22 protein-coding genes are annotated in these 17,025 nt (G+C 41.7%); 15 read left to right on the forward strand and 7 right to left on the reverse strand.

Annotation, left to right across the window (positions count from 1 at the left end; all coding sequences use genetic code 11):
- Positions 1-921 (forward strand): glutathione ABC transporter permease GsiC, encoded by a 921-nt coding sequence (gene gsiC, locus WN16_RS11460; protein ID WP_003836970.1) that lies wholly within the window; start codon positions 1-3, stop codon positions 919-921.
- 2 nt (positions 922-923) lie between these two features.
- Positions 924-1,835, forward strand: a complete 912-nt coding sequence (gene gsiD, locus WN16_RS11465) for a glutathione ABC transporter permease GsiD (protein WP_003035302.1) — start codon at positions 924-926, stop codon at positions 1,833-1,835.
- A 93-nt stretch (positions 1,836-1,928) separates the two neighbouring features.
- On the opposite strand, the gene rimO is transcribed toward gsiD, so the two are convergent.
- Positions 1,929-3,236 carry a 30S ribosomal protein S12 methylthiotransferase RimO gene (gene rimO, locus WN16_RS11470; protein ID WP_044701116.1) on the reverse strand — a complete coding sequence of 436 codons (1,308 nt, stop codon included), beginning with the start codon at positions 3,234-3,236 and terminating at the stop codon, positions 1,929-1,931.
- Between the two features lie 259 nt (positions 3,237-3,495).
- On the opposite strand from rimO, the gene WN16_RS11475 reads away from it, so the two are divergent.
- The 3 genes from WN16_RS11475 to WN16_RS11485 all read left to right on the forward strand — a co-directional run bounded on the left by WN16_RS11475 (position 3,496) and on the right by WN16_RS11485 (position 5,564).
- Positions 3,496-4,664, forward strand: a protein-coding gene (locus WN16_RS11475; RefSeq protein WP_131138615.1) for an IS3 family transposase whose coding sequence is annotated in 2 segments (ribosomal slippage) — positions 3,496-3,745 and positions 3,745-4,664 — 1,170 coding nt in all. Because the reading frame shifts where the segments join, the coding sequence is not laid out codon by codon here.
- Positions 4,665-4,934: 270 nt separating this feature from the next.
- Positions 4,935-5,177: a hypothetical protein gene (locus tag WN16_RS11480; RefSeq protein ID WP_003845471.1), complete on the forward strand. Its 243-nt coding sequence runs from the start codon at positions 4,935-4,937 to the stop codon at positions 5,175-5,177.
- On the forward strand, positions 5,178-5,564 hold the full coding sequence (locus WN16_RS11485) for a hypothetical protein (protein ID WP_003845473.1): 387 nt from the start codon (positions 5,178-5,180) through the stop codon (positions 5,562-5,564).
- Positions 5,565-5,712: 148 nt separating this feature from the next.
- Here the strand turns inward: WN16_RS11485 and WN16_RS24510 are convergent, their stop codons facing one another.
- From WN16_RS24510 to WN16_RS11495, 3 genes are all read right to left on the reverse strand, one after another.
- Positions 5,713-6,072: a hypothetical protein gene (locus WN16_RS24510; protein ID WP_207388392.1), complete on the reverse strand. Its 360-nt coding sequence runs from the start codon at positions 6,070-6,072 to the stop codon at positions 5,713-5,715.
- 224 nt (positions 6,073-6,296) lie between these two features.
- A complete protein-coding gene (locus WN16_RS24515) occupies positions 6,297-6,464 on the reverse strand; it encodes a hypothetical protein (RefSeq protein ID WP_191606759.1) in 168 nt (55 codons plus the stop codon).
- A 34-nt stretch (positions 6,465-6,498) separates the two neighbouring features.
- Positions 6,499-7,302 carry a chaperonin gene (locus WN16_RS11495; protein WP_071681817.1) on the reverse strand — a complete coding sequence of 268 codons (804 nt, stop codon included), beginning with the start codon at positions 7,300-7,302 and terminating at the stop codon, positions 6,499-6,501.
- 350 nt (positions 7,303-7,652) lie between these two features.
- Here WN16_RS11495 and WN16_RS11500 point away from each other — a divergent pair, with 350 nt between their 5' ends.
- The 7 genes from WN16_RS11500 to WN16_RS11530 all read left to right on the forward strand — a co-directional run bounded on the left by WN16_RS11500 (position 7,653) and on the right by WN16_RS11530 (position 12,022).
- Positions 7,653-8,390 carry an HNH endonuclease gene (locus WN16_RS11500; RefSeq protein WP_003845478.1) on the forward strand — a complete coding sequence of 246 codons (738 nt, stop codon included), beginning with the start codon at positions 7,653-7,655 and terminating at the stop codon, positions 8,388-8,390.
- 3 nt (positions 8,391-8,393) lie between these two features.
- Complete coding sequence (locus WN16_RS11505) at positions 8,394-8,738, forward strand: hypothetical protein (RefSeq protein ID WP_127702284.1); 345 nt, start codon at positions 8,394-8,396, stop codon at positions 8,736-8,738.
- Positions 8,739-9,138: 400 nt separating this feature from the next.
- Positions 9,139-9,519 (forward strand): hypothetical protein, encoded by a 381-nt coding sequence (locus tag WN16_RS11510; RefSeq protein ID WP_127791476.1) that lies wholly within the window; start codon positions 9,139-9,141, stop codon positions 9,517-9,519.
- A 77-nt stretch (positions 9,520-9,596) separates the two neighbouring features.
- On the forward strand, positions 9,597-9,905 hold the full coding sequence (locus WN16_RS11515) for a hypothetical protein (protein ID WP_003845482.1): 309 nt from the start codon (positions 9,597-9,599) through the stop codon (positions 9,903-9,905).
- A 649-nt stretch (positions 9,906-10,554) separates the two neighbouring features.
- Positions 10,555-10,920: a hypothetical protein gene (locus tag WN16_RS11520; RefSeq protein WP_224771503.1), complete on the forward strand. Its 366-nt coding sequence runs from the start codon at positions 10,555-10,557 to the stop codon at positions 10,918-10,920.
- 430 nt (positions 10,921-11,350) lie between these two features.
- Entirely contained in the window at positions 11,351-11,641 is a 291-nt protein-coding gene (locus tag WN16_RS11525; RefSeq protein WP_044701684.1) for a hypothetical protein, read from the forward strand.
- Positions 11,642-11,770: 129 nt separating this feature from the next.
- Positions 11,771-12,022, forward strand: a complete 252-nt coding sequence (locus WN16_RS11530; protein ID WP_044701683.1) for a hypothetical protein — start codon at positions 11,771-11,773, stop codon at positions 12,020-12,022.
- A gap of 6 nt (positions 12,023-12,028) precedes the next feature.
- Here WN16_RS11530 and WN16_RS11535 read toward each other — a convergent pair whose 3' ends face one another.
- Together WN16_RS11535 and WN16_RS11540 are read right to left on the reverse strand one after the other, a co-directional pair.
- Entirely contained in the window at positions 12,029-12,481 is a 453-nt protein-coding gene (locus WN16_RS11535) for a hypothetical protein (RefSeq protein ID WP_003845493.1), read from the reverse strand.
- A gap of 281 nt (positions 12,482-12,762) precedes the next feature.
- Entirely contained in the window at positions 12,763-13,479 is a 717-nt protein-coding gene (locus tag WN16_RS11540; protein WP_044701681.1) for a hypothetical protein, read from the reverse strand.
- Between the two features lie 46 nt (positions 13,480-13,525).
- Here WN16_RS11540 and WN16_RS11545 point away from each other — a divergent pair, with 46 nt between their 5' ends.
- From WN16_RS11545 to WN16_RS11560, 3 genes are all read left to right on the forward strand, one after another.
- A complete protein-coding gene (locus tag WN16_RS11545) occupies positions 13,526-14,242 on the forward strand; it encodes a methyltransferase (protein WP_044701680.1) in 717 nt (238 codons plus the stop codon).
- Positions 14,243-14,572: 330 nt separating this feature from the next.
- Positions 14,573-14,956: a biofilm formation regulator BssR gene (gene bssR / locus WN16_RS11555; protein ID WP_003845496.1), complete on the forward strand. Its 384-nt coding sequence runs from the start codon at positions 14,573-14,575 to the stop codon at positions 14,954-14,956.
- A 102-nt stretch (positions 14,957-15,058) separates the two neighbouring features.
- Positions 15,059-16,156: a PQQ-dependent sugar dehydrogenase gene (locus WN16_RS11560; RefSeq protein ID WP_003836963.1), complete on the forward strand. Its 1,098-nt coding sequence runs from the start codon at positions 15,059-15,061 to the stop codon at positions 16,154-16,156.
- A gap of 5 nt (positions 16,157-16,161) precedes the next feature.
- Here the strand turns inward: WN16_RS11560 and WN16_RS11565 are convergent, their stop codons facing one another.
- Positions 16,162-16,788 (reverse strand): glutathione S-transferase family protein, encoded by a 627-nt coding sequence (locus WN16_RS11565; RefSeq protein WP_003836961.1) that lies wholly within the window; start codon positions 16,786-16,788, stop codon positions 16,162-16,164.
- Positions 16,789-17,025: the final 237 nt, after the last annotated feature.

Here is a 17,025-nt window from a genome sequence, read left to right on the forward strand (position 1 = left end):
ATGCTTAACTATGTTTTCAAGCGCCTGCTGGGGTTGATTCCAACTCTGTTGATTGTTGCGGTGCTGGTGTTTTTATTTGTTCACCTGCTACCCGGCGATCCGGCCCGACTGATTGCCGGACCGGAAGCTGACGCCGAGGTGATTGAACTGGTACGCAAGCAGTTGGGTCTGGACCAACCGCTGCATATTCAGTTCTGGCATTACATGACCAACGTGTTGCAAGGCGATTTTGGCACGTCGATGGTTTCTCGTCGCCCGGTTTCCGAAGAGATAGCCAGCCGTTTTATGCCGTCGTTATGGCTGACAATTGCGAGTATGGCATGGGCTGTGTTATTTGGTATGACGGCGGGGATCATTGCAGCCGTATGGCGCAATCGCTGGCCGGACAGGTTGAGTATGACGCTGGCGGTCACCGGGATCTCGTTCCCGGCGTTTGCGCTTGGCATGCTGCTCATGCAGATATTCTCCGTTGAGCTTGGCTGGTTGCCAACCGTTGGCGCTGACACCTGGCTGCACTATATCCTCCCGTCTATTACTCTGGGCGCGGCGGTGGCTGCGGTGCTGGCCCGGTTTACCCGCGCCTCGTTCGTCGATGTGCTCAGCGAAGACTATATGCGCACCGCGCGGGCTAAAGGGGTGAGTGAGACCTGGGTGGTGTTAAAACATGGTCTGCGTAACGCGATGATCCCGGTGGTCACCATGATGGGACTACAGTTTGGCTTTTTGCTTGGTGGATCAATCGTGGTTGAGAAGGTGTTCAACTGGCCTGGGCTTGGGCGACTGCTGGTGGACTCCGTCGAAATGCGCGACTACCCGGTGATTCAGGCCGAGGTACTGTTGTTTTCTCTGGAGTTTATTCTTATCAACTTAGTGGTGGATGTGCTTTACGCCGCCATTAATCCGGCTATCAGGTACAAGTAAGGATGCGATTTTTTAACTGGCGCCGACAGGCGATTTTGAATGCAATGCCCCTTGTTAAGCCAGAGCAGATACGCACACCGTGGCATGAGTTCTGGCGTCGTTTCCGTCGACAGCACATGGCGATGTTCGCTGGGCTGTTTGTATTGCTCCTGATCATGGTGGCGATTTTTGCCCGCTGGCTGACGCCATTTGATGCCGAGAATTACTTCGATTATGACCGTTTGAATGATGGGCCGTCGATGCTGCACTGGTTTGGTGTCGATTCTCTGGGACGAGATATCTTTAGCCGCGTGCTGGTTGGCGCCCAAATCTCGCTGGCGGCAGGAGTCTTTGCCGTGTTTATTGGCGCGGCGATTGGCACAGTGCTGGGTCTGCTGGCGGGATACTACGAAGGTTGGTGGGATCGGCTGATTATGCGTATCTGCGATGTGCTGTTCGCCTTTCCCGGCATTCTGCTGGCGATAGCCGTGGTCGCCGTGCTGGGCAGCGGCATTGCGAACGTGATTATCGCCGTGGCCATTTTCTCCATTCCTGCTTTCGCGCGCCTGGTGCGCGGAAATACACTGGTGCTGAAGCAACAGACGTTTATTGAGTCTGCGCGCAGTATTGGTGCCAGCGATACGACCATCATTTTTAACCATATCCTGCCGGGTACGGTTTCATCGATCGTGGTCTTTTTTACCATGCGAATTGGCACGTCGATCATCTCTGCCGCGAGCCTGTCATTTCTGGGATTAGGCGCACAGCCGCCGACGCCGGAGTGGGGGGCAATGCTTAATGAAGCGCGTGCTGACATGGTGATCGCGCCGCACGTGGCGATTTTCCCGGCGGTAGCGATATTCCTGACGGTGCTGGCGTTTAACTTACTGGGAGATGGTCTGCGCGACGCGCTGGACCCGAAGATAAAAGGGTGAACCGTAGGCCTGATAAGACGCTTCAGCGTCGCCATCAGGCATTGCCGGATGCGGCATAAATGCCTTATCCGGCCTACGTTGGGTTACGCTTTTTTAAACGCGGGTGCCCCACAGATCGTATTCATCTGCGTTTTCGACCTTCACGCGGATGATATCACCAGGTTTCACCTTGGTTTCACCATTCAGGTATACCGCGCCGTCGATTTCCGGAGCATCAGCCATGCTACGACCAATTGCGCCTTCTTCGTCAACTTCATCAACGATAACCAGAATCTCGCGGCCCACTTTCTCTTGCAAACGTTCAGCAGAGATCTGCTGTTGCAATTGCATAAAGCGGTTCCAGCGTTCTTCTTTTATCTCTTCCGGGATTTGATCCGGCAGGTCATTAGCGCCAGCGCCTTCTACCGGGCTGTATTTAAAGCAGCCCACGCGATCCAGACGTGCTTCCTTCAGGAAGTCGAGCAACATCTGGAAGTCTTCTTCCGTTTCACCCGGGAAACCAACAATGAAGGTGGAGCGCAGCGTCAGTTCAGGGCAGATTTCACGCCACTGCTTGATGCGCGCCAGCTGTCTGTCTACGGAGCCTGGGCGTTTCATCAGTTTAAGAATACGCGGGCTGGCATGCTGTAACGGGATGTCCAGATACGGCAGGATTTTCCCTTCTGCCATCAGCGGGATCACGTCATCAACGTGCGGGTAGGGGTAGACGTAATGCAGGCGCGTCCAGATCCCCAGTTTTGATAACTGTTCGCACAGATCAACCATGCTGGTTTTGACCGGCTCGCCGTTATGGAAACCGGTACGATGCTTCACATCCACACCGTACGCAGAGGTATCCTGAGAGATTACCAGAATCTCTTTCACGCCCGCATCGACCAGACGTTTGGCTTCGCTGAGGACGTCGCCAATCGGACGGCTCACCAGATCGCCGCGCATGGATGGAATAATGCAGAACGTACAGCGGTGGTTACAGCCTTCAGAAATCTTCAGATAGGCGTAGTGGCGCGGAGTCAGCTTGACACCCTGCTCAGGAACCAGGCTCAGGAACGGATTATGCTTTGGTTTGGGTACGTAATGATGAACGTGCTCCAGAACCTGCTCGTAGCTATGCGGCCCGGTGATTTCCAGCACCTTCGGGTGGACTTCACGGATCTGATCGACTTTCGCGCCCAGACAACCGGTGACGATCACCTTGCCGTTTTCGTTCAGCGCTTCGCCGATTGCTTCCAGGGATTCCTGAACCGCACTGTCGATAAAGCCGCAGGTATTAACGATAACCATATCCGCGTCGTCGTAGCTTGGCACGACATCATAGCCTTCGGTACGAAGTTCGGTCAGGATGCGCTCAGAATCGACGAGGTTTTTCGGGCACCCTAATGATATAAATCCAATCTTAGACATTATTTTGTACAATACATTGCTCGGGAAAACTCGGATTATACATCATGCCTAAACTTTACAGCTACATCCGTTGGTCAAGTGACCGACAAGACAAGGGAACGACAAAAGACCGCCAGTTATCGGCAGCGAGGACGTATGCTGAAGAGAAGGGGCTGGAGATGGTAGAAATCATTGAGCCAGGTGTAAGTGTAGTGGTTTACTGAATTTGGCCACCTGAACAGAGGTGATATGCTCACCTCAGAACATTACAGGTGCCTCAATGAAAAAAAGAAATTTCAGCGCAGAGTTTAAACGTGAATCCGCTCAACTGGTCCTTGATCAGAACTACACCGTTGCAGCTGCGGCCAGTGCTATGGATGTGGGTCTTTCTACCATGACGCGATGGGTAAAGCAGTTGCGGGATGAACGACAGGGCAAAATACCTAAAGCCTCCCCTATAACCCCGGAACAGATTGAAATACGTGAGCTGAAGAAAAAGCTACAACGCATTGAAATGGAAAACGACATATTAAAAAAGGCTACCGCGCTCTTGATGTCAGACTCCCTGAACAATTCTCGTTAATCGGGAAACTCAGAGCGCAGTATCCTGTGGTCACACTCTGCCACGTGTTCGGGGTTCATCGCAGTAGCTACAAATACTGGGAGAAAAGCGCCGAAAAGCCAGACGGCTGGCGAGCTGTGTTACGCAGCCAGGTTCGGGAGCTGCATAACATCAGCCATGGCTCTGCTGGCGCAAGAAGTATCGCCATTATGGCAACCCTGAGAGGCTTCAGAATGGGACGCTGGCTTGCTGGCAGGCTCATGAAAGAACTGGGGCTGGTGAGTTGTCAGCAGCCTACCCACCGGTATAAACGTGTTGGTCATGAACACATCGCTATCCCGAATCGCCTTGAGCGACAGTTCGCAGTGACAGAACCTAACCAGGTGTGGTGCGGCGATGTGACGTACATCTGGACAGGCAAGCGTTGGGCTTACCTTGCAGTTGTTCTCGATCTGTTCGCAAGGAAACCAGTGGGCTGGGCAATGTCATTCTCGCCGGATAGCAAGCTGACCATCAGAGCGCTGGAAATGGCGTGGGAAGTTCGCGGTAAACCAGCCGGAGTGATGTTCCACAGTGACCAGGGTAGCCACTATACAAGCAGGCAGTTCCGGCAGTTACTGTGGCGTTGCCAGATCAGGCAGAGTATGAGCCGACGTGGAAACTGTTGGGACAACAGCCCGATGGAACGCTTCTTCCGTAGTCTGAAAAACGAGTGGGTGCCAGTGACAGGTTATATAAACTTTAGCGATGCTGCTCATGCGATCACAGACTATATCGTCGGGTATTACAGCTCGCTAAGGCCGCATGACTATAACGGTGGGTTGCCCCCAAACGAATCGGAAAACCGATACTGGAAAAACTCTAAAGCCGTGGCCAGTTTTAGTTGACCACTACACATCGCTTTGCTCGTCAGTCTCTATAAAAACTAAACATAAGATCGTAACTTGCGTTTTTCTCGTGAGTACTCGAAAGAACGCCCGTTCCTACTCGCTTTCGCTCAGACAATAAAAGTACTAACAAATAATTGATTGGAAGTACCAACTACCAAGAATTACTACTCAATAGATTATTCAAAGTCTCTTGAAGTGGACACGCAGCCCCGCGAAGTGGGAACGGTCACAAAGAAACCGCCGAAAGGCACAACTAGAGGAATTACTATGAGTACATGGGAACAAATACGAAAAGCCAATAAAGCACGTGGAATGAAGCCAAACGGACTTTATAACAAACCGAAGAAATCCCCACTTAGTGATACACCGCCAGTAGGGGAGGCACTAAAGGAAGTCATACAGGACTATATACGCGACTATAAGAGTACTAAGGGGGAAAGACCTACAACCGCACACCTCAATAATAAATATTCAATAAGAGCAACATCTAATTTTTATAAAGGGTTATAAATGAAATACACAGTAATCAACAACAATAAACAAAATTTCAAAGTACAATATGAAGTGGATGGACTAGAACAACAAGCCCACCTACAAGGCGATACTACGCACTATGGGAGGCTAATAACTGGTAACTCATGGGTACGTATTGCCCGTCACCAGAACGCCACACGTAACGCCTACGGCAAGATTTACGGGGCAGGTGAAGAGATCACACAGCACCATATGACCGAAGAAGAACTATTTCAGAACTCACTGGTAGATCCCCTAACCCATCAAAAGAAGATTGCAGGACTGCTACTGGACGCATTCTATAGTAACAATCAGGAAATGACCGTAGAACTACTGGACACTGTACTAAACCCTAAACCGAAGAAAACAAAAAAGCCCCTCTAAAGGGGCTTTGTTTTTTCTACATGGTATGTTGCGAAGTGCTTAGCAGTAAATGTACCCGATGGGGCATTGTTTCTATGTGTTGTGTGGTAGATGCTTTTCTTTAAATGTTCGTGTCATATGAGCGTTAAAGAACAACGGGGCAATTGAGTCATTCTCTCTTCAGAAATATGAATCTATCAACTGAGTAATTATTGTCATAAATGTCATTGATAAATGTTGAGAGTTTTTCATGAAATGAAATAGCATTCATCATCATTGCATGAAGCTCTTTACATTCGCTGTCTTCCACACTTTCATCTGCATGTGTTAATGAGGGAATAGAAGAACTTGCAATATATAATTCAACACTTAAATTATTATATTTCTTAGTGTACGACTGAAGTGCATTTATTATTTCTTTTGTATAATCACTTATGCCGTAATTAGTTCTATCAATAGATTTCAAAGCATTAATGACAGAGTAAGAGATGATGTATAAGTCAGAAACGAGAGTGTCAGTCTTATTCATAAACTCATCATGTGATTCTTGTAGTTGGCTCCCTTTGTTTAAATAATTTCGGTACATTTTTGCTGAAGTTACTAAATGATTTTTTAAAATTAAGCTAGCAGAACGTATCTTAATAAGATCTTGATAAATTGCTTTTTCAATAACACTATAAACAACATCATAATGTTTTTGTGATAACCATGCAGGTGCTTTTAGATATGCTAGGTAGGCAACCCATAGAGTACCTAATGTTCCAAAGCACTACACCATGCTCCTACTAAAGTTACCCATTCATATCCTTTAGAGCTATGAAATAATATTTCAACACCTACAAAAATAGCAATAATTAATAGCACTGCTACTATAGTAAGTAACAAAAAATTAAAATTCTGAATTTTACATTCATTTTTCATAATTTTTTCCATGAGAACGGATTATAGAGAATAATCATTTAGTGTAACTTACACATGTGTGACCAGAACTGAGCATTGACATTTGATTACCCTTTAACGAAACGAAAGGAAAAGAAGCATAATCAATATTTGCTGTCGTCATATTGAAATGAAGATAATTATCTGATAACTTCATTTCCGTCGCATGAACAGGATATGTTCCTTGCTCTTTTAATGTGACCATAAAAGAGATCGGAAAAAAATGTAAACATGAGCAAATACAAAAATGACCATCATTGAAAAAGCCAACTGACTGAGCTGTTATTTGCCTTTTGAATGGATAAAACCAGTAATAAATGTTATGAGTTGTATCAATATCTAGGTTTTTACCTAATACAAAGCTTCTTAATGGCGTATAAAAAGGACTATCAACAATTGGAAGCATACAATCTTTTACAGATGTTGCAGCAAGAAGGTGTCCAATCATTGCTCTTAGGAATTTATAAGCATCAAATTCAAATGAAATATAATTATGATAGAAAAATTTCCCAACGAAGTAATCATTTAATTTTTTGATAAACTCCGATGTAACACGACCTATTTCTGCATCCATTGAACCAAGAAGCTGAGAATTGCAATCATGACAAATAGTACGAAAAGTTGTACCATTTTTAGCTTTAATTGGTGGCACATGAGCATTAGAGAAATACTCAAAAATCGTCTTTTGCAACATTGGTGAAGGTTTGGATGCACATTGTGGCGGTACATGATCTTTTTTTAGTTTGCTAAAATTCCCACATATTACACAATATCCATTGTCTATTCTTACATGTTCATTTCTTTCAGAGATAAATTTCATTTTATAATCTCAAAAATTAATTAACTACGAATGTAGAGTATTTCGATACATTGTTCAATTTGAGTTTAATATCTAAAACAAATAGTTTCCAAGGTAAATTAATGCACTAGTAAATATTTAAACTGAAACTATAGATGATAAAAATAAACATAGAACCCCATGTAAATGTGTTGTGTGAACGCATACAACACAGTAATAGTACTTTACCATCAAAAGGAACCTACATACACTATCGATTGTTGGAGGTTTCTATCTATTTAGGGTAGGTTTGTTAGCTGTACGAACGATAGAAACTTCCAACAATCGATAGTGTGAAGAAGTTAAGACCATAAAAAAATCAAGGATACACTATGTCTCGAACTGAGTTTCTACGTTCTCTGGGTGCTACATGTAAAAATGATATGTGGAGTTGGTCATTTATTGATGAGACCAACAAGAGGATTATTTTTGGAGCATGGGAGGATCTTAGATCAGCAGATGCAACTAAAGTTATGATCTTATCCGATGATTGGAATGAAAATGTAAATGGTAGTAAAAAGTTAGGTTATATTCAGGCACGTGAACATCTGAATAAAGTTATATATGAAGGATATCAACTCTACACATTTAGTCAAAAACGAAAAGAGGATATTAATGAAAAGAAAGCAGCAAAAATTGAATCATTCGTACCTATAATTGAATTGAAATATTTGTCAAGAGAAGGTAACGCATGGTATGCCACTGAACAAGAAAACTATAATTATACCCCTGAAGTAGAAGAACACTATTACGAAGGTGATAGAAAAACAAAATGGAGCACTTATTATGAGAGAAACCCTAAAGCTCGCAAGGAATGTCTTGATTTTCATGGTTACAGTTGCAAAGTATGTAAATTTAATTTTGAAAAAACATACGGCGATCTAGGTAAAGAATTTATACATGTTCATCATATCAAGCCTATTTCAGTTGAGAAGAAAAAACATAAGGTTGATCCAATTAAGGATCTTATACCGGTATGTGCAAATTGTCATGCTATGCTTCATATCGGTCAGGATGTACTCACATTAGATCAGTTAAGAGCAAAAATTAGAAAAATTAATGGGAAATGATTTATGAAAATTACATATTTTGTAATATTAGCAATATCTCTATCTCTGATAGGGTGTACAAAAAAAGATAAAATAAAATCATTTACGTGTTCAAATACAGATTTTTCCAAAACTCATTCCGTATCTATTGATAGTGAGGGTAAATTTATTATATATGATGGGCGAAAATTACTACTTAGAAATGCTAGGCTTGGTGAGGATGAATGGAGTTATGCTTACTTCATAGGTAATAATAATGAATTAGTGGCATTCAGTTTTAATGAAAATAAAACGCTCTATCATCACTATACAGATGCACGAAATGATTCTAATAGCTATGATGAGTATGGTGGTTGTAAAAGGCCATAATAAATTGAAATTATGAGTTATAAAAATATATGATCAGTAGAGAAAGGCGGTTCTGAAGATATTGATATGGCTAGTTTTACTGCCAACTGTAACTTATGCATCCATACCTAACTTCAAATGTTGGGATATTAAAAATTATGCCATAAGCACAGAGAGCGGCATTTTTGTAACGCGATACTATGATCAAGCTATGTTAGCATATCACTATATAACATCTCCCAAAGATAACGATTACTATAGAGAAATTATAATAGCTAATAGTAAACATGATGATGGCTATTATTATGGCAATATATACCAGGATAGAGAAGGAAATATGTATAACGATATAAAATGTGAAGAGCTTTGATAAATGCAGTTTTTATTAATGGCATCAATCATTATATGGGTAAGATACTGAATGAAAAGGTTATTAATTTTATTATCAGTAATATTATCGACCTCTGTACATGCAGTTACTGTACTTAAGTGTGACGTAGGAATAACTGAAGGCGTTATAGGTACAGTTGATGTCAAATCAGTACTTACGGGTGAAGCAACAGTAATGGACTATCCTGATCATTTTGCAATTAAAGTTTTACATATTAATCAGGAAACTCCGCCTCTTGAAGTTCATGTAATTACTGACATTAATAATGTTAGAAGGATAGTTCATCGTATTACCATTGGTGATTATGTTTACACTCGTGCAAATCCTGATACTGGAAACCATTATGCAATACAGGATATTAAAAATAAAATAAGATATCTAATAACCAACTGTACCGAAGTTAAATCTTGAAAAATTCAGTATAAATGGTCTCAATTTACTTTCTGTTCAATCAATATGCTTAATTATGCGATAAAGGATGTTTTGATATGAAAACCAGTACAAAAATAATCTGGGGTATTGTCTTAGTTGCATCATATTTTCATTTCAAAGATGAGAAAAAAACAACAACTAAATCTGAACCGCAGGAGCAGACAGTTAAAATGACTGCACAAGAAGCACAAGACGCAAAGGATTTTGCACAATCATTAATTCAGTCTAGAGGTTATAAGTGTGATAAAGTTACGACATTTAGTAATGCTAACTTTTCTGGTAGAATCGATATTTATTGCGATGATCAATATCGGTATGAAATCACCAAGCCTGGCGGTCGTTGGGAAATAAAAGCCATTAACTAAATTATTTTTTAAACCCACAAATTTGTGGGTTTTTTATTTCTAAATACTCCTATACAGCATAGGAGTACACGCTATGTTAACCACCTTCCTACACTTTCCCAATGGCACACACAAGGCCATAGAAACGTCCACAAGCTACGATACCTATATCACGTAAAGATAATCTAATAACCGCTCATATCATCACACAGGACGGTTACGGGCTATTCATTGATAACCATTCACTAACGCTCAAGTATAAATACATTCATTAAACTATTCACGATATAGCATTGGTAAGTATAACTACCCAATTAATACTATTGATTCATATAAGGGTAGTGAACATAAACATATTAAAAGATTAATAGAATTACGTGACGAAATAATAAACCACCAAACCGTGGACGGGTACAAAATACCTTATCGCCTCAGTGTGATAGCACTATCATTTATGCAATAAAGTGCATAAACAGTGCGTGGGGGAGTGAGGCCGTCACCTATACCACTAAATAGAAAAACAAATATCTTATTGTTTTGTATGGATCTATAAAAGGTACCCCCCCGTAGCCCCTAAAGGGTGAGGTTTCGCCCACGCATTGATTTGAACACATATGCAAAATAAATGCATGCCCGAAGCGAAGTGAATAATTATGCAAGGAATAATTAAATGAAACCAATTACCCGTACATTATCAAGACAAATACAGGCCGATATGTCGGCGGCAATAGATAAGGGTCCAGTTCCATTTACTAATAGTGCGGTACTATTCTTTTATGCAAAGATTGGTACTAGTGTTACCTGTACTATCATGATTAAGGATATTCAGGCCAAGTACTTATATGATGTAATTGTAAAATCTTCATATATTAATAAATTTGTACCTACCAGTGCGGCAAAGATGACTAAACTGGGGAACATTTCACAATTAAAAAGTGGTTTAGCAAAGGGTAAATATAAGGCGGTAGTGCAGAATGGTAAGAAGTACTTAATTGATATTACTAAAAAAACACTAAATATAAAACAAAGAGGATAATTGGTGTACGCGAAAGTAAAAAACATAAGCTCGTATATGACTTTTATAATGAGGCAGAACAGGGGGGGCTATTGCGATTATAAGCGGCATACAAGGACACTTTAAATTAAAAAGAGGCTAGGCATGGACTTTGAACAACATTTTAATGATGATACACCATACATAACACTTGATGGGTTTACACCAATGGCAAATAGTAAGCCCATTTATAATATTTTCTGAATAAGAAAGTAAAGAAAGAACTTAAAAGTAGTGGGTATACTTCATCTCAACATATGAATGTAATTTACGACAAGAAGAAACCAATTAAAGTTGGTAGTACTTTACGTTGGGAATTACGCGGTATGGGTTTTGATGTGATAGTTTTAGGGTATGGTGAATTGTTCGTTAAAGGTCTAAGAGTACATGCATATTGTGTAGGAATCATGGAATGATTAGTGTAATTATAGAATTAATAAAATCTGGTCTATCTTTTTTCCAGAAAAAACAAGAGAAAGAAATTGATAAAACTGTAGTTACTACTCAGGAAACTAACGAGACAAACAGAGAAGAAATCAAAAAAGGCTTTAGTGGTCGTAATTTCTTGTTTTATGTTTTGGGAGCAATCATTGCGTGGAATTATATCCTTGTACCTTTACTTGATGTATTTGGAATTGTTTTATTCTCCCTTCCATTGGGTGAGATATTTGCATTGTTGCAATTGATGGTAGGAGGTATGTAATGGTATATGGTATTTAAGTACAGCGTAATGGAGTTATGATGAATGCCGTTACCAATCCAACTAACGTACTAGCAGTTATTACATAAACACAGACGTTTATGATTCATACTAAAAATAAGGAAATAAGTAATGGACTACATTGCAATAGGGGGTCTTATCATTGGATTCTTTACATTTATTGGGCATCTGCTTTATAGACGAAAACAGGAGATATTAGAAGCTGAAAGGCGTATAAGTGATATTGAAAGTAAACTTTTAGTATTAGAAACTAAAACAGAAAACAACGAATCTGATATTGATGAATTGTACGATTTAGTACGAGAACTTTCAAAAATTAAAAGTGATATTTCTGAAATTAAAGGAATGTTAAAATCTAAATGAAGCCCCTTATGGGGCTTTATCTATTTTTGTGGTTATGATTATTTGGCTATTTGTCTCTCTAAATGTTGAGGTGCTTTTTATATTTGGCAAGTACCGTGTTGTTTTGTTTTTAAATTTTTTATAATCCCAAATGATGAATGCTATTCCTAAAATAATTACTAAGGAATATATTAATGTATCGGGGAATTTAAACTTATCATTTACATAAAATGATGTTATGGATGCACTGATAGCTACAGCAACACTAAACACACCAATAAGATCGATTTCCCTTTCTAGAAAATGGTTTATCTTTGTTTTCACGCAATAAGTAGCCGCAATGAATGTCAAGATCAAAGATTGTGTACTAACCCAAAGTGAATATTCAGTATCTGGGCATAGATAAATCAATGCAATATTAGCGGCTATAGATAATAATGTAATGACTATAACTACTGCTAATAGTTTGATGGTTTTCATTAATAATTCCCTAACTACCTGTGCATATATTGTATAAGGGTATTTTATGCCAAAAGTAGATAAAAAGAAATCTACTAATCATAATAGGTCGATGAAGTTAGTGCGTTCTGGTGAATAGATAACATATGTTGATAAAGAGGTTATAAGGGGTATTGATGTTACAGGAATTTTACCATTAGCGTGATTTCTGGATTATTGTATCAGTACTTGATTCTTCCAGTGGTTTAGTGAAAAAATTCTGCTGGATTAATTTCTAAAGGTTTTTTAAGAATGGTTTATTGCTATTCGATTGGAGGGGAATAAGAGAATACGCTTGCAAATCGTTTATTTAAAGTTCTGTTCATAATCGAGCATTTTTTTATTAATTCTTCAAACTCTTTTTTGAAGTTATTCATTGATCTATTTCTGGCTATGTGGCTTGTATGGGTATCGATGTCAATATTTCTTATCTTATCTTCTATTTTCTCTCTTGCATCCTCGATTGCACTTAGATATGTAATATAATCATTCTCATAATGCAACTTCATATCCCATGATCCTAAACCATAAATTGAAACTAGCAATTCTACTGACTTTTTTCTAATCTTAGAACATTGAACTAATATTTCTTCACGTTCTAATATGAGTTCATTTTTTTCTACTTTGGTTAATTCAGTACCATTCATATAATTTAATGCAAAATACTTATAATCTGATTGCAATTCGAATAGGAGTTTAGTAATTAAATGTATATCCATTAATATTAATTGAGCATGTTCAAAGCCTTTATTCTTAACTCTATCTTTAAACCAGTTTCGAACGCTCCAGGCAGCATAGATTACAGAACCTGCAACTACTGTATCCATAATAGCAGAGACGGTGCTACTATCAAATCCATTCAAAAAAAGTACATCACTGTAGATTGGGATTAATGCCCCAGTACACAAACACATTACATGTGAGAATCGAATTTTAGCTATATATCTTTTAATCTTGCTTTTTTTAATAAGTTTTTCCACTGACATTTTCATAAATACCTATACATAATTTGTACAAGGGTATTTTATGGCAAGAGTAACTAAAAAGGAATCACAACTACGTTTAAAAGTTATGGAGTTAGTACATTCAGATAGGCAACTAACAGAAGATGATAAAGAGTTTATTTTTAATAACTACAGGGGTGATGGTATCGGGGCTACTGGTGCTTTCTTCACGCCCGAAATGCTAGCATGGGACTTTATGCTAGACGCTGGCTGTAGTGATGACTGCATTGAACTATGTGCCGGTATCGGGCGACTTAGCTACTATCAATTCATACGTAATAAACCTTCACACATCACATGTGTTGAACTGAATCCTGAATACGTACTTATTGGTAAACGTGTACTACCACAAGCCGAATGGATCACTGGTGATGCACTACAATACACACCAGACCGTTTCTACCGTGTTGCTTATGGTAATCCCCCATTCGGCAAGATAAACACGTCAGGGGCGTATACAGGCCGTTATACGGGTAGTGAATTTGAGTACAAGATAATTGATAGGGCAAGGGAGTATTCCAGCTATGGGGTATGGATTGTTCCACAGGGTAGTGCGGGGTTTAAGTACTCAGGCCATACATACTATGACCGCTCGATACAGTCTGCTAAGTACATCAAATTTGAAAAGGATACGGGGCTAATCTTACATCCTGGTGTGGGGATAGATACATCAATCTACCGTGACCAATGGAACGGTACTAAGGTAACTTGCGAATCTGTGTTAGTTGATTATCAATAAGTTAAATGGATAGCATAAAAAATAACACAATATATTTATTGATTTTTCGGGCAGCCGAGGGAGACAAAGCCGATTTTCGGCTGGTGGGTTACATTGCTCATAGCGTAAAAAGTGTTCAGTTATTGGAATGTTCAGGGCAGGGATTCTACAGAGTTCTGAACAAAAATTGTATCGCAATCTCATACCATCAGCGGCCTGCCGGGCGCGGAATTAAAGATTATTTGTAAATTATGTTAATTTTAAGTGATGGATTGATCCTGGACACGACTTTGTTCAAAAAACAACCATACTATTAAGTTGCACCATAGTTGGAAAGAGGAGGAACAAAGTATGGTTGTTGACAGACTGAGAACCGATCTTCTCAACAAATTGATAAACGCCCGTATCGAACTTGCCGCTTATCTGCTGTTGAGAAAAGCGAAAGGCTACATGTCAGTCAGCGAGAGCGATCGTCTGCGTGATAATTTTTTTGCACTGAATCGCGAATTGCACGAACAATCACAGCTTCACGGTATGCATCTTGATCAGGAAGAGTGGAATGCCCTTCATCGTGCTGAAGGGGCGTTAGCCGCCGCCGCTGTTTGTCTTATGAGTGGACACCATGATTGTCCAACGTTTATCGCCGTTAACGCAGAGAAACTGGAAAACTGCCTGACAACGCTGACGCTGAGTATCCAGAGTTTGCAATCTTACCCAACGCTGGAACACGTCTGAATCAGGGGGAGGGCGCTCCCCCTTTTCGTTAAGATTATGTAAATATGACGGGGTGATTCCCCTTGCTGGCTACGCTTTATGCAGAGCCATTAAGGAGGTGTTATGCGTCGACTCTTTCTCTGTGCTATCCCACTTGCGCTATTTTCCTCTTATGCCGTCGCGGTAAAAGTGGAAGTGCTGCAAACCAAACTCGATCACCCATGGTCACTGGCTTTTTTACCCGATAACCGCGGTATGCTCATTACGCTCAAAGGTGGACAGCTTCGACTCTGGCAGCCTGATAAAGGGCTTTCCGACCCGCTAACCGGCGTACCAAAAGTCTGGGCGAATGGTCAGGGCGGATTGCTTGATGTGGTGTTAGCTCCGGACTTTGAACGATCCCGTCGGGTGTGGCTAAGCTTCGCTGAAACCGACCGCGAAGGCAAAGCGGGCACCGCGGTAGGCTACGGGCGATTGAGTGACGATCTCAAACACCTGCAAGGATTTCAGACCGTTTTTCGCCAACAGCCAAAGCTCTCTACCGGAAACCATTTTGGTGGACGTCTGGTATTTGATGGCAACGGCTATCTGTTTATTGGCCTGGGGGAGAATAATCAACGCGCTACCGCCCAGGATCTGGATAAGCTGCAGGGCAAGGTCGTACGGCTGACCGATGAGGGCAAAATTCCACCGGATAATCCGTTTGTGAACATGGCGGGAGCGCGGGCAGAGATTTGGTCGTATGGCATCCGCAACCCGCAGGGTATGGCGATGAATCCGTGGAGTGATGTGTTGTGGCTCAATGAGCATGGTCCACGCGGAGGCGATGAAATTAATATCCCCGAGAAAGGGAAAAACTACGGTTGGCCTGTCGCGACCTGGGGTGTTAACTACAGTGGTTTGAAAATTCCCGAAGCAAAAGGTCAAATTGTTGCTGGCACGGAACAACCCATCTTTTACTGGGAAAAGTCGCCAGCGGTCAGCGGAATGGCTTTTTATAATAGCGATACCTTTCCACAGTGGCGGCAGAAGTTGTTCATCGGCGCGTTGAAAGATAAAGAAGTGATCGTACTGAGCGTTAAAGGGAATACGGTCACTGAGGATGGTCGTCTGTTGCAGGAAAGGGGGCAACGGATCCGTGATGTGCGCGTCGGACCAGACGGTTATTTGTATGTACTAACCGACGAGTCCGACGGGGAATTACTGAAAGTGAGTCCCTGATTGAATTAGCTGACCGGGATCATCACGATTTTTTGAAACGCCGGGCGCTCGGTCAGTTGTTGATACCAGCGCTCCAGATGAGGGCGCGGGGTCCAGCTCAGGCCAACGTTGAACAGGTTATAGATAAACGGTGCCACAGCGATATCGGCAGTGCCAAATTCAGCGCCGGAGAACCATGGCTGGTCCGCCAGCGCGTTATCCAGAATGGCAAACAGGTTATCGCAAACTTGCTTACTGGCCTCAATGGCCGCTAGATCGCGCTGATCGGCAGGTGTTCTGACCAGGCCAAATAAGATAACCCGATGCGCGGGGCTTAGCGTCTGATTTGCCCAGTCCATCCATTTTTCGCCGACGGCGCGCGCGGCCGGAGCGTCAATCCATAAACGTTTTTGTCCGTACTGAGCGGCCAGATAGCGGACAATGGTATTGGATTCCCACAGAACAACGTCCGTTTCATCATCGCGTAACAACGGGACCAGTCCGTTCGGGTTTAGTGCCAGATAGTCGGCATCGCGGTTACCGCCATGCTGTCCGCCCGCCAGAATTTGGTTATACGGCAGTTCCAGTTCCTCGAGCGTCCACAATACTTTTTTTACGTTGGTCGAGTTATTGCGACCCCACAGTGTAATCATAGTAACCCCGCAAATTAATTGAGCAGCTTTATGGCTGCAGATGCCATCTGACTAGCTCACATGGTGGGGTAAACCTAATATTTACGCAACAAAGTCTAAAAAAATCGTGCCAGGAGCAGCGCAGCGCGGCGTTATTGCATAAACTTTAAAAACTTTACCAACTTACGGTTTCTTTAAGCTCGTTAGTGCGTTATTACTCACCGCACTTATTTTACACGTCATCCATCAGACTTTTTC

This window comes from Citrobacter sp. ABFQG, from assembly GCF_004322975.1.
Classification (GTDB): Bacteria; Pseudomonadota; Gammaproteobacteria; order Enterobacterales; family Enterobacteriaceae; genus Citrobacter; species Citrobacter freundii.

Coding starts and splice junctions, on each gene's coding strand:
- WN16_RS24510 (WP_207388392.1), bottom strand. CDS start 6,072: ATGAATAAGACTGACACTCTCGTTTCTGACTTATACATCATCTCTTAC.
- WN16_RS24515 (WP_191606759.1), bottom strand. CDS start 6,464: ATGAAAAATGAATGTAAAATTCAGAATTTTAATTTTTTGTTACTTACT.
- WN16_RS11500 (WP_003845478.1), top strand. CDS start 7,653: ATGTCTCGAACTGAGTTTCTACGTTCTCTGGGTGCTACATGTAAAAAT.
- WN16_RS11565 (WP_003836961.1), bottom strand. CDS start 16,788: ATGATTACACTGTGGGGTCGCAATAACTCGACCAACGTAAAAAAAGTA.
- WN16_RS11560 (WP_003836963.1), top strand. CDS start 15,059: ATGCGTCGACTCTTTCTCTGTGCTATCCCACTTGCGCTATTTTCCTCT.
- WN16_RS11480 (WP_003845471.1), top strand. CDS start 4,935: ATGAGTACATGGGAACAAATACGAAAAGCCAATAAAGCACGTGGAATG.
- WN16_RS11520 (WP_224771503.1), top strand. CDS start 10,555: ATGAAACCAATTACCCGTACATTATCAAGACAAATACAGGCCGATATG.
- WN16_RS11485 (WP_003845473.1), top strand. CDS start 5,178: ATGAAATACACAGTAATCAACAACAATAAACAAAATTTCAAAGTACAA.
- WN16_RS11510 (WP_127791476.1), top strand. CDS start 9,139: ATGAAAAGGTTATTAATTTTATTATCAGTAATATTATCGACCTCTGTA.
- rimO (WP_044701116.1), bottom strand. CDS start 3,236: ATGTCTAAGATTGGATTTATATCATTAGGGTGCCCGAAAAACCTCGTC.
- gsiC (WP_003836970.1), top strand. CDS start 1: ATGCTTAACTATGTTTTCAAGCGCCTGCTGGGGTTGATTCCAACTCTG.
- bssR (WP_003845496.1), top strand. CDS start 14,573: ATGGTTGTTGACAGACTGAGAACCGATCTTCTCAACAAATTGATAAAC.
- WN16_RS11535 (WP_003845493.1), bottom strand. CDS start 12,481: ATGAAAACCATCAAACTATTAGCAGTAGTTATAGTCATTACATTATTA.
- WN16_RS11530 (WP_044701683.1), top strand. CDS start 11,771: ATGGACTACATTGCAATAGGGGGTCTTATCATTGGATTCTTTACATTT.
- WN16_RS11505 (WP_127702284.1), top strand. CDS start 8,394: ATGAAAATTACATATTTTGTAATATTAGCAATATCTCTATCTCTGATA.
- WN16_RS11495 (WP_071681817.1), bottom strand. CDS start 7,302: ATGAAATTTATCTCTGAAAGAAATGAACATGTAAGAATAGACAATGGA.
- WN16_RS11515 (WP_003845482.1), top strand. CDS start 9,597: ATGAAAACCAGTACAAAAATAATCTGGGGTATTGTCTTAGTTGCATCA.
- WN16_RS11545 (WP_044701680.1), top strand. CDS start 13,526: ATGGCAAGAGTAACTAAAAAGGAATCACAACTACGTTTAAAAGTTATG.
- gsiD (WP_003035302.1), top strand. CDS start 924: ATGCGATTTTTTAACTGGCGCCGACAGGCGATTTTGAATGCAATGCCC.
- WN16_RS11525 (WP_044701684.1), top strand. CDS start 11,351: ATGATTAGTGTAATTATAGAATTAATAAAATCTGGTCTATCTTTTTTC.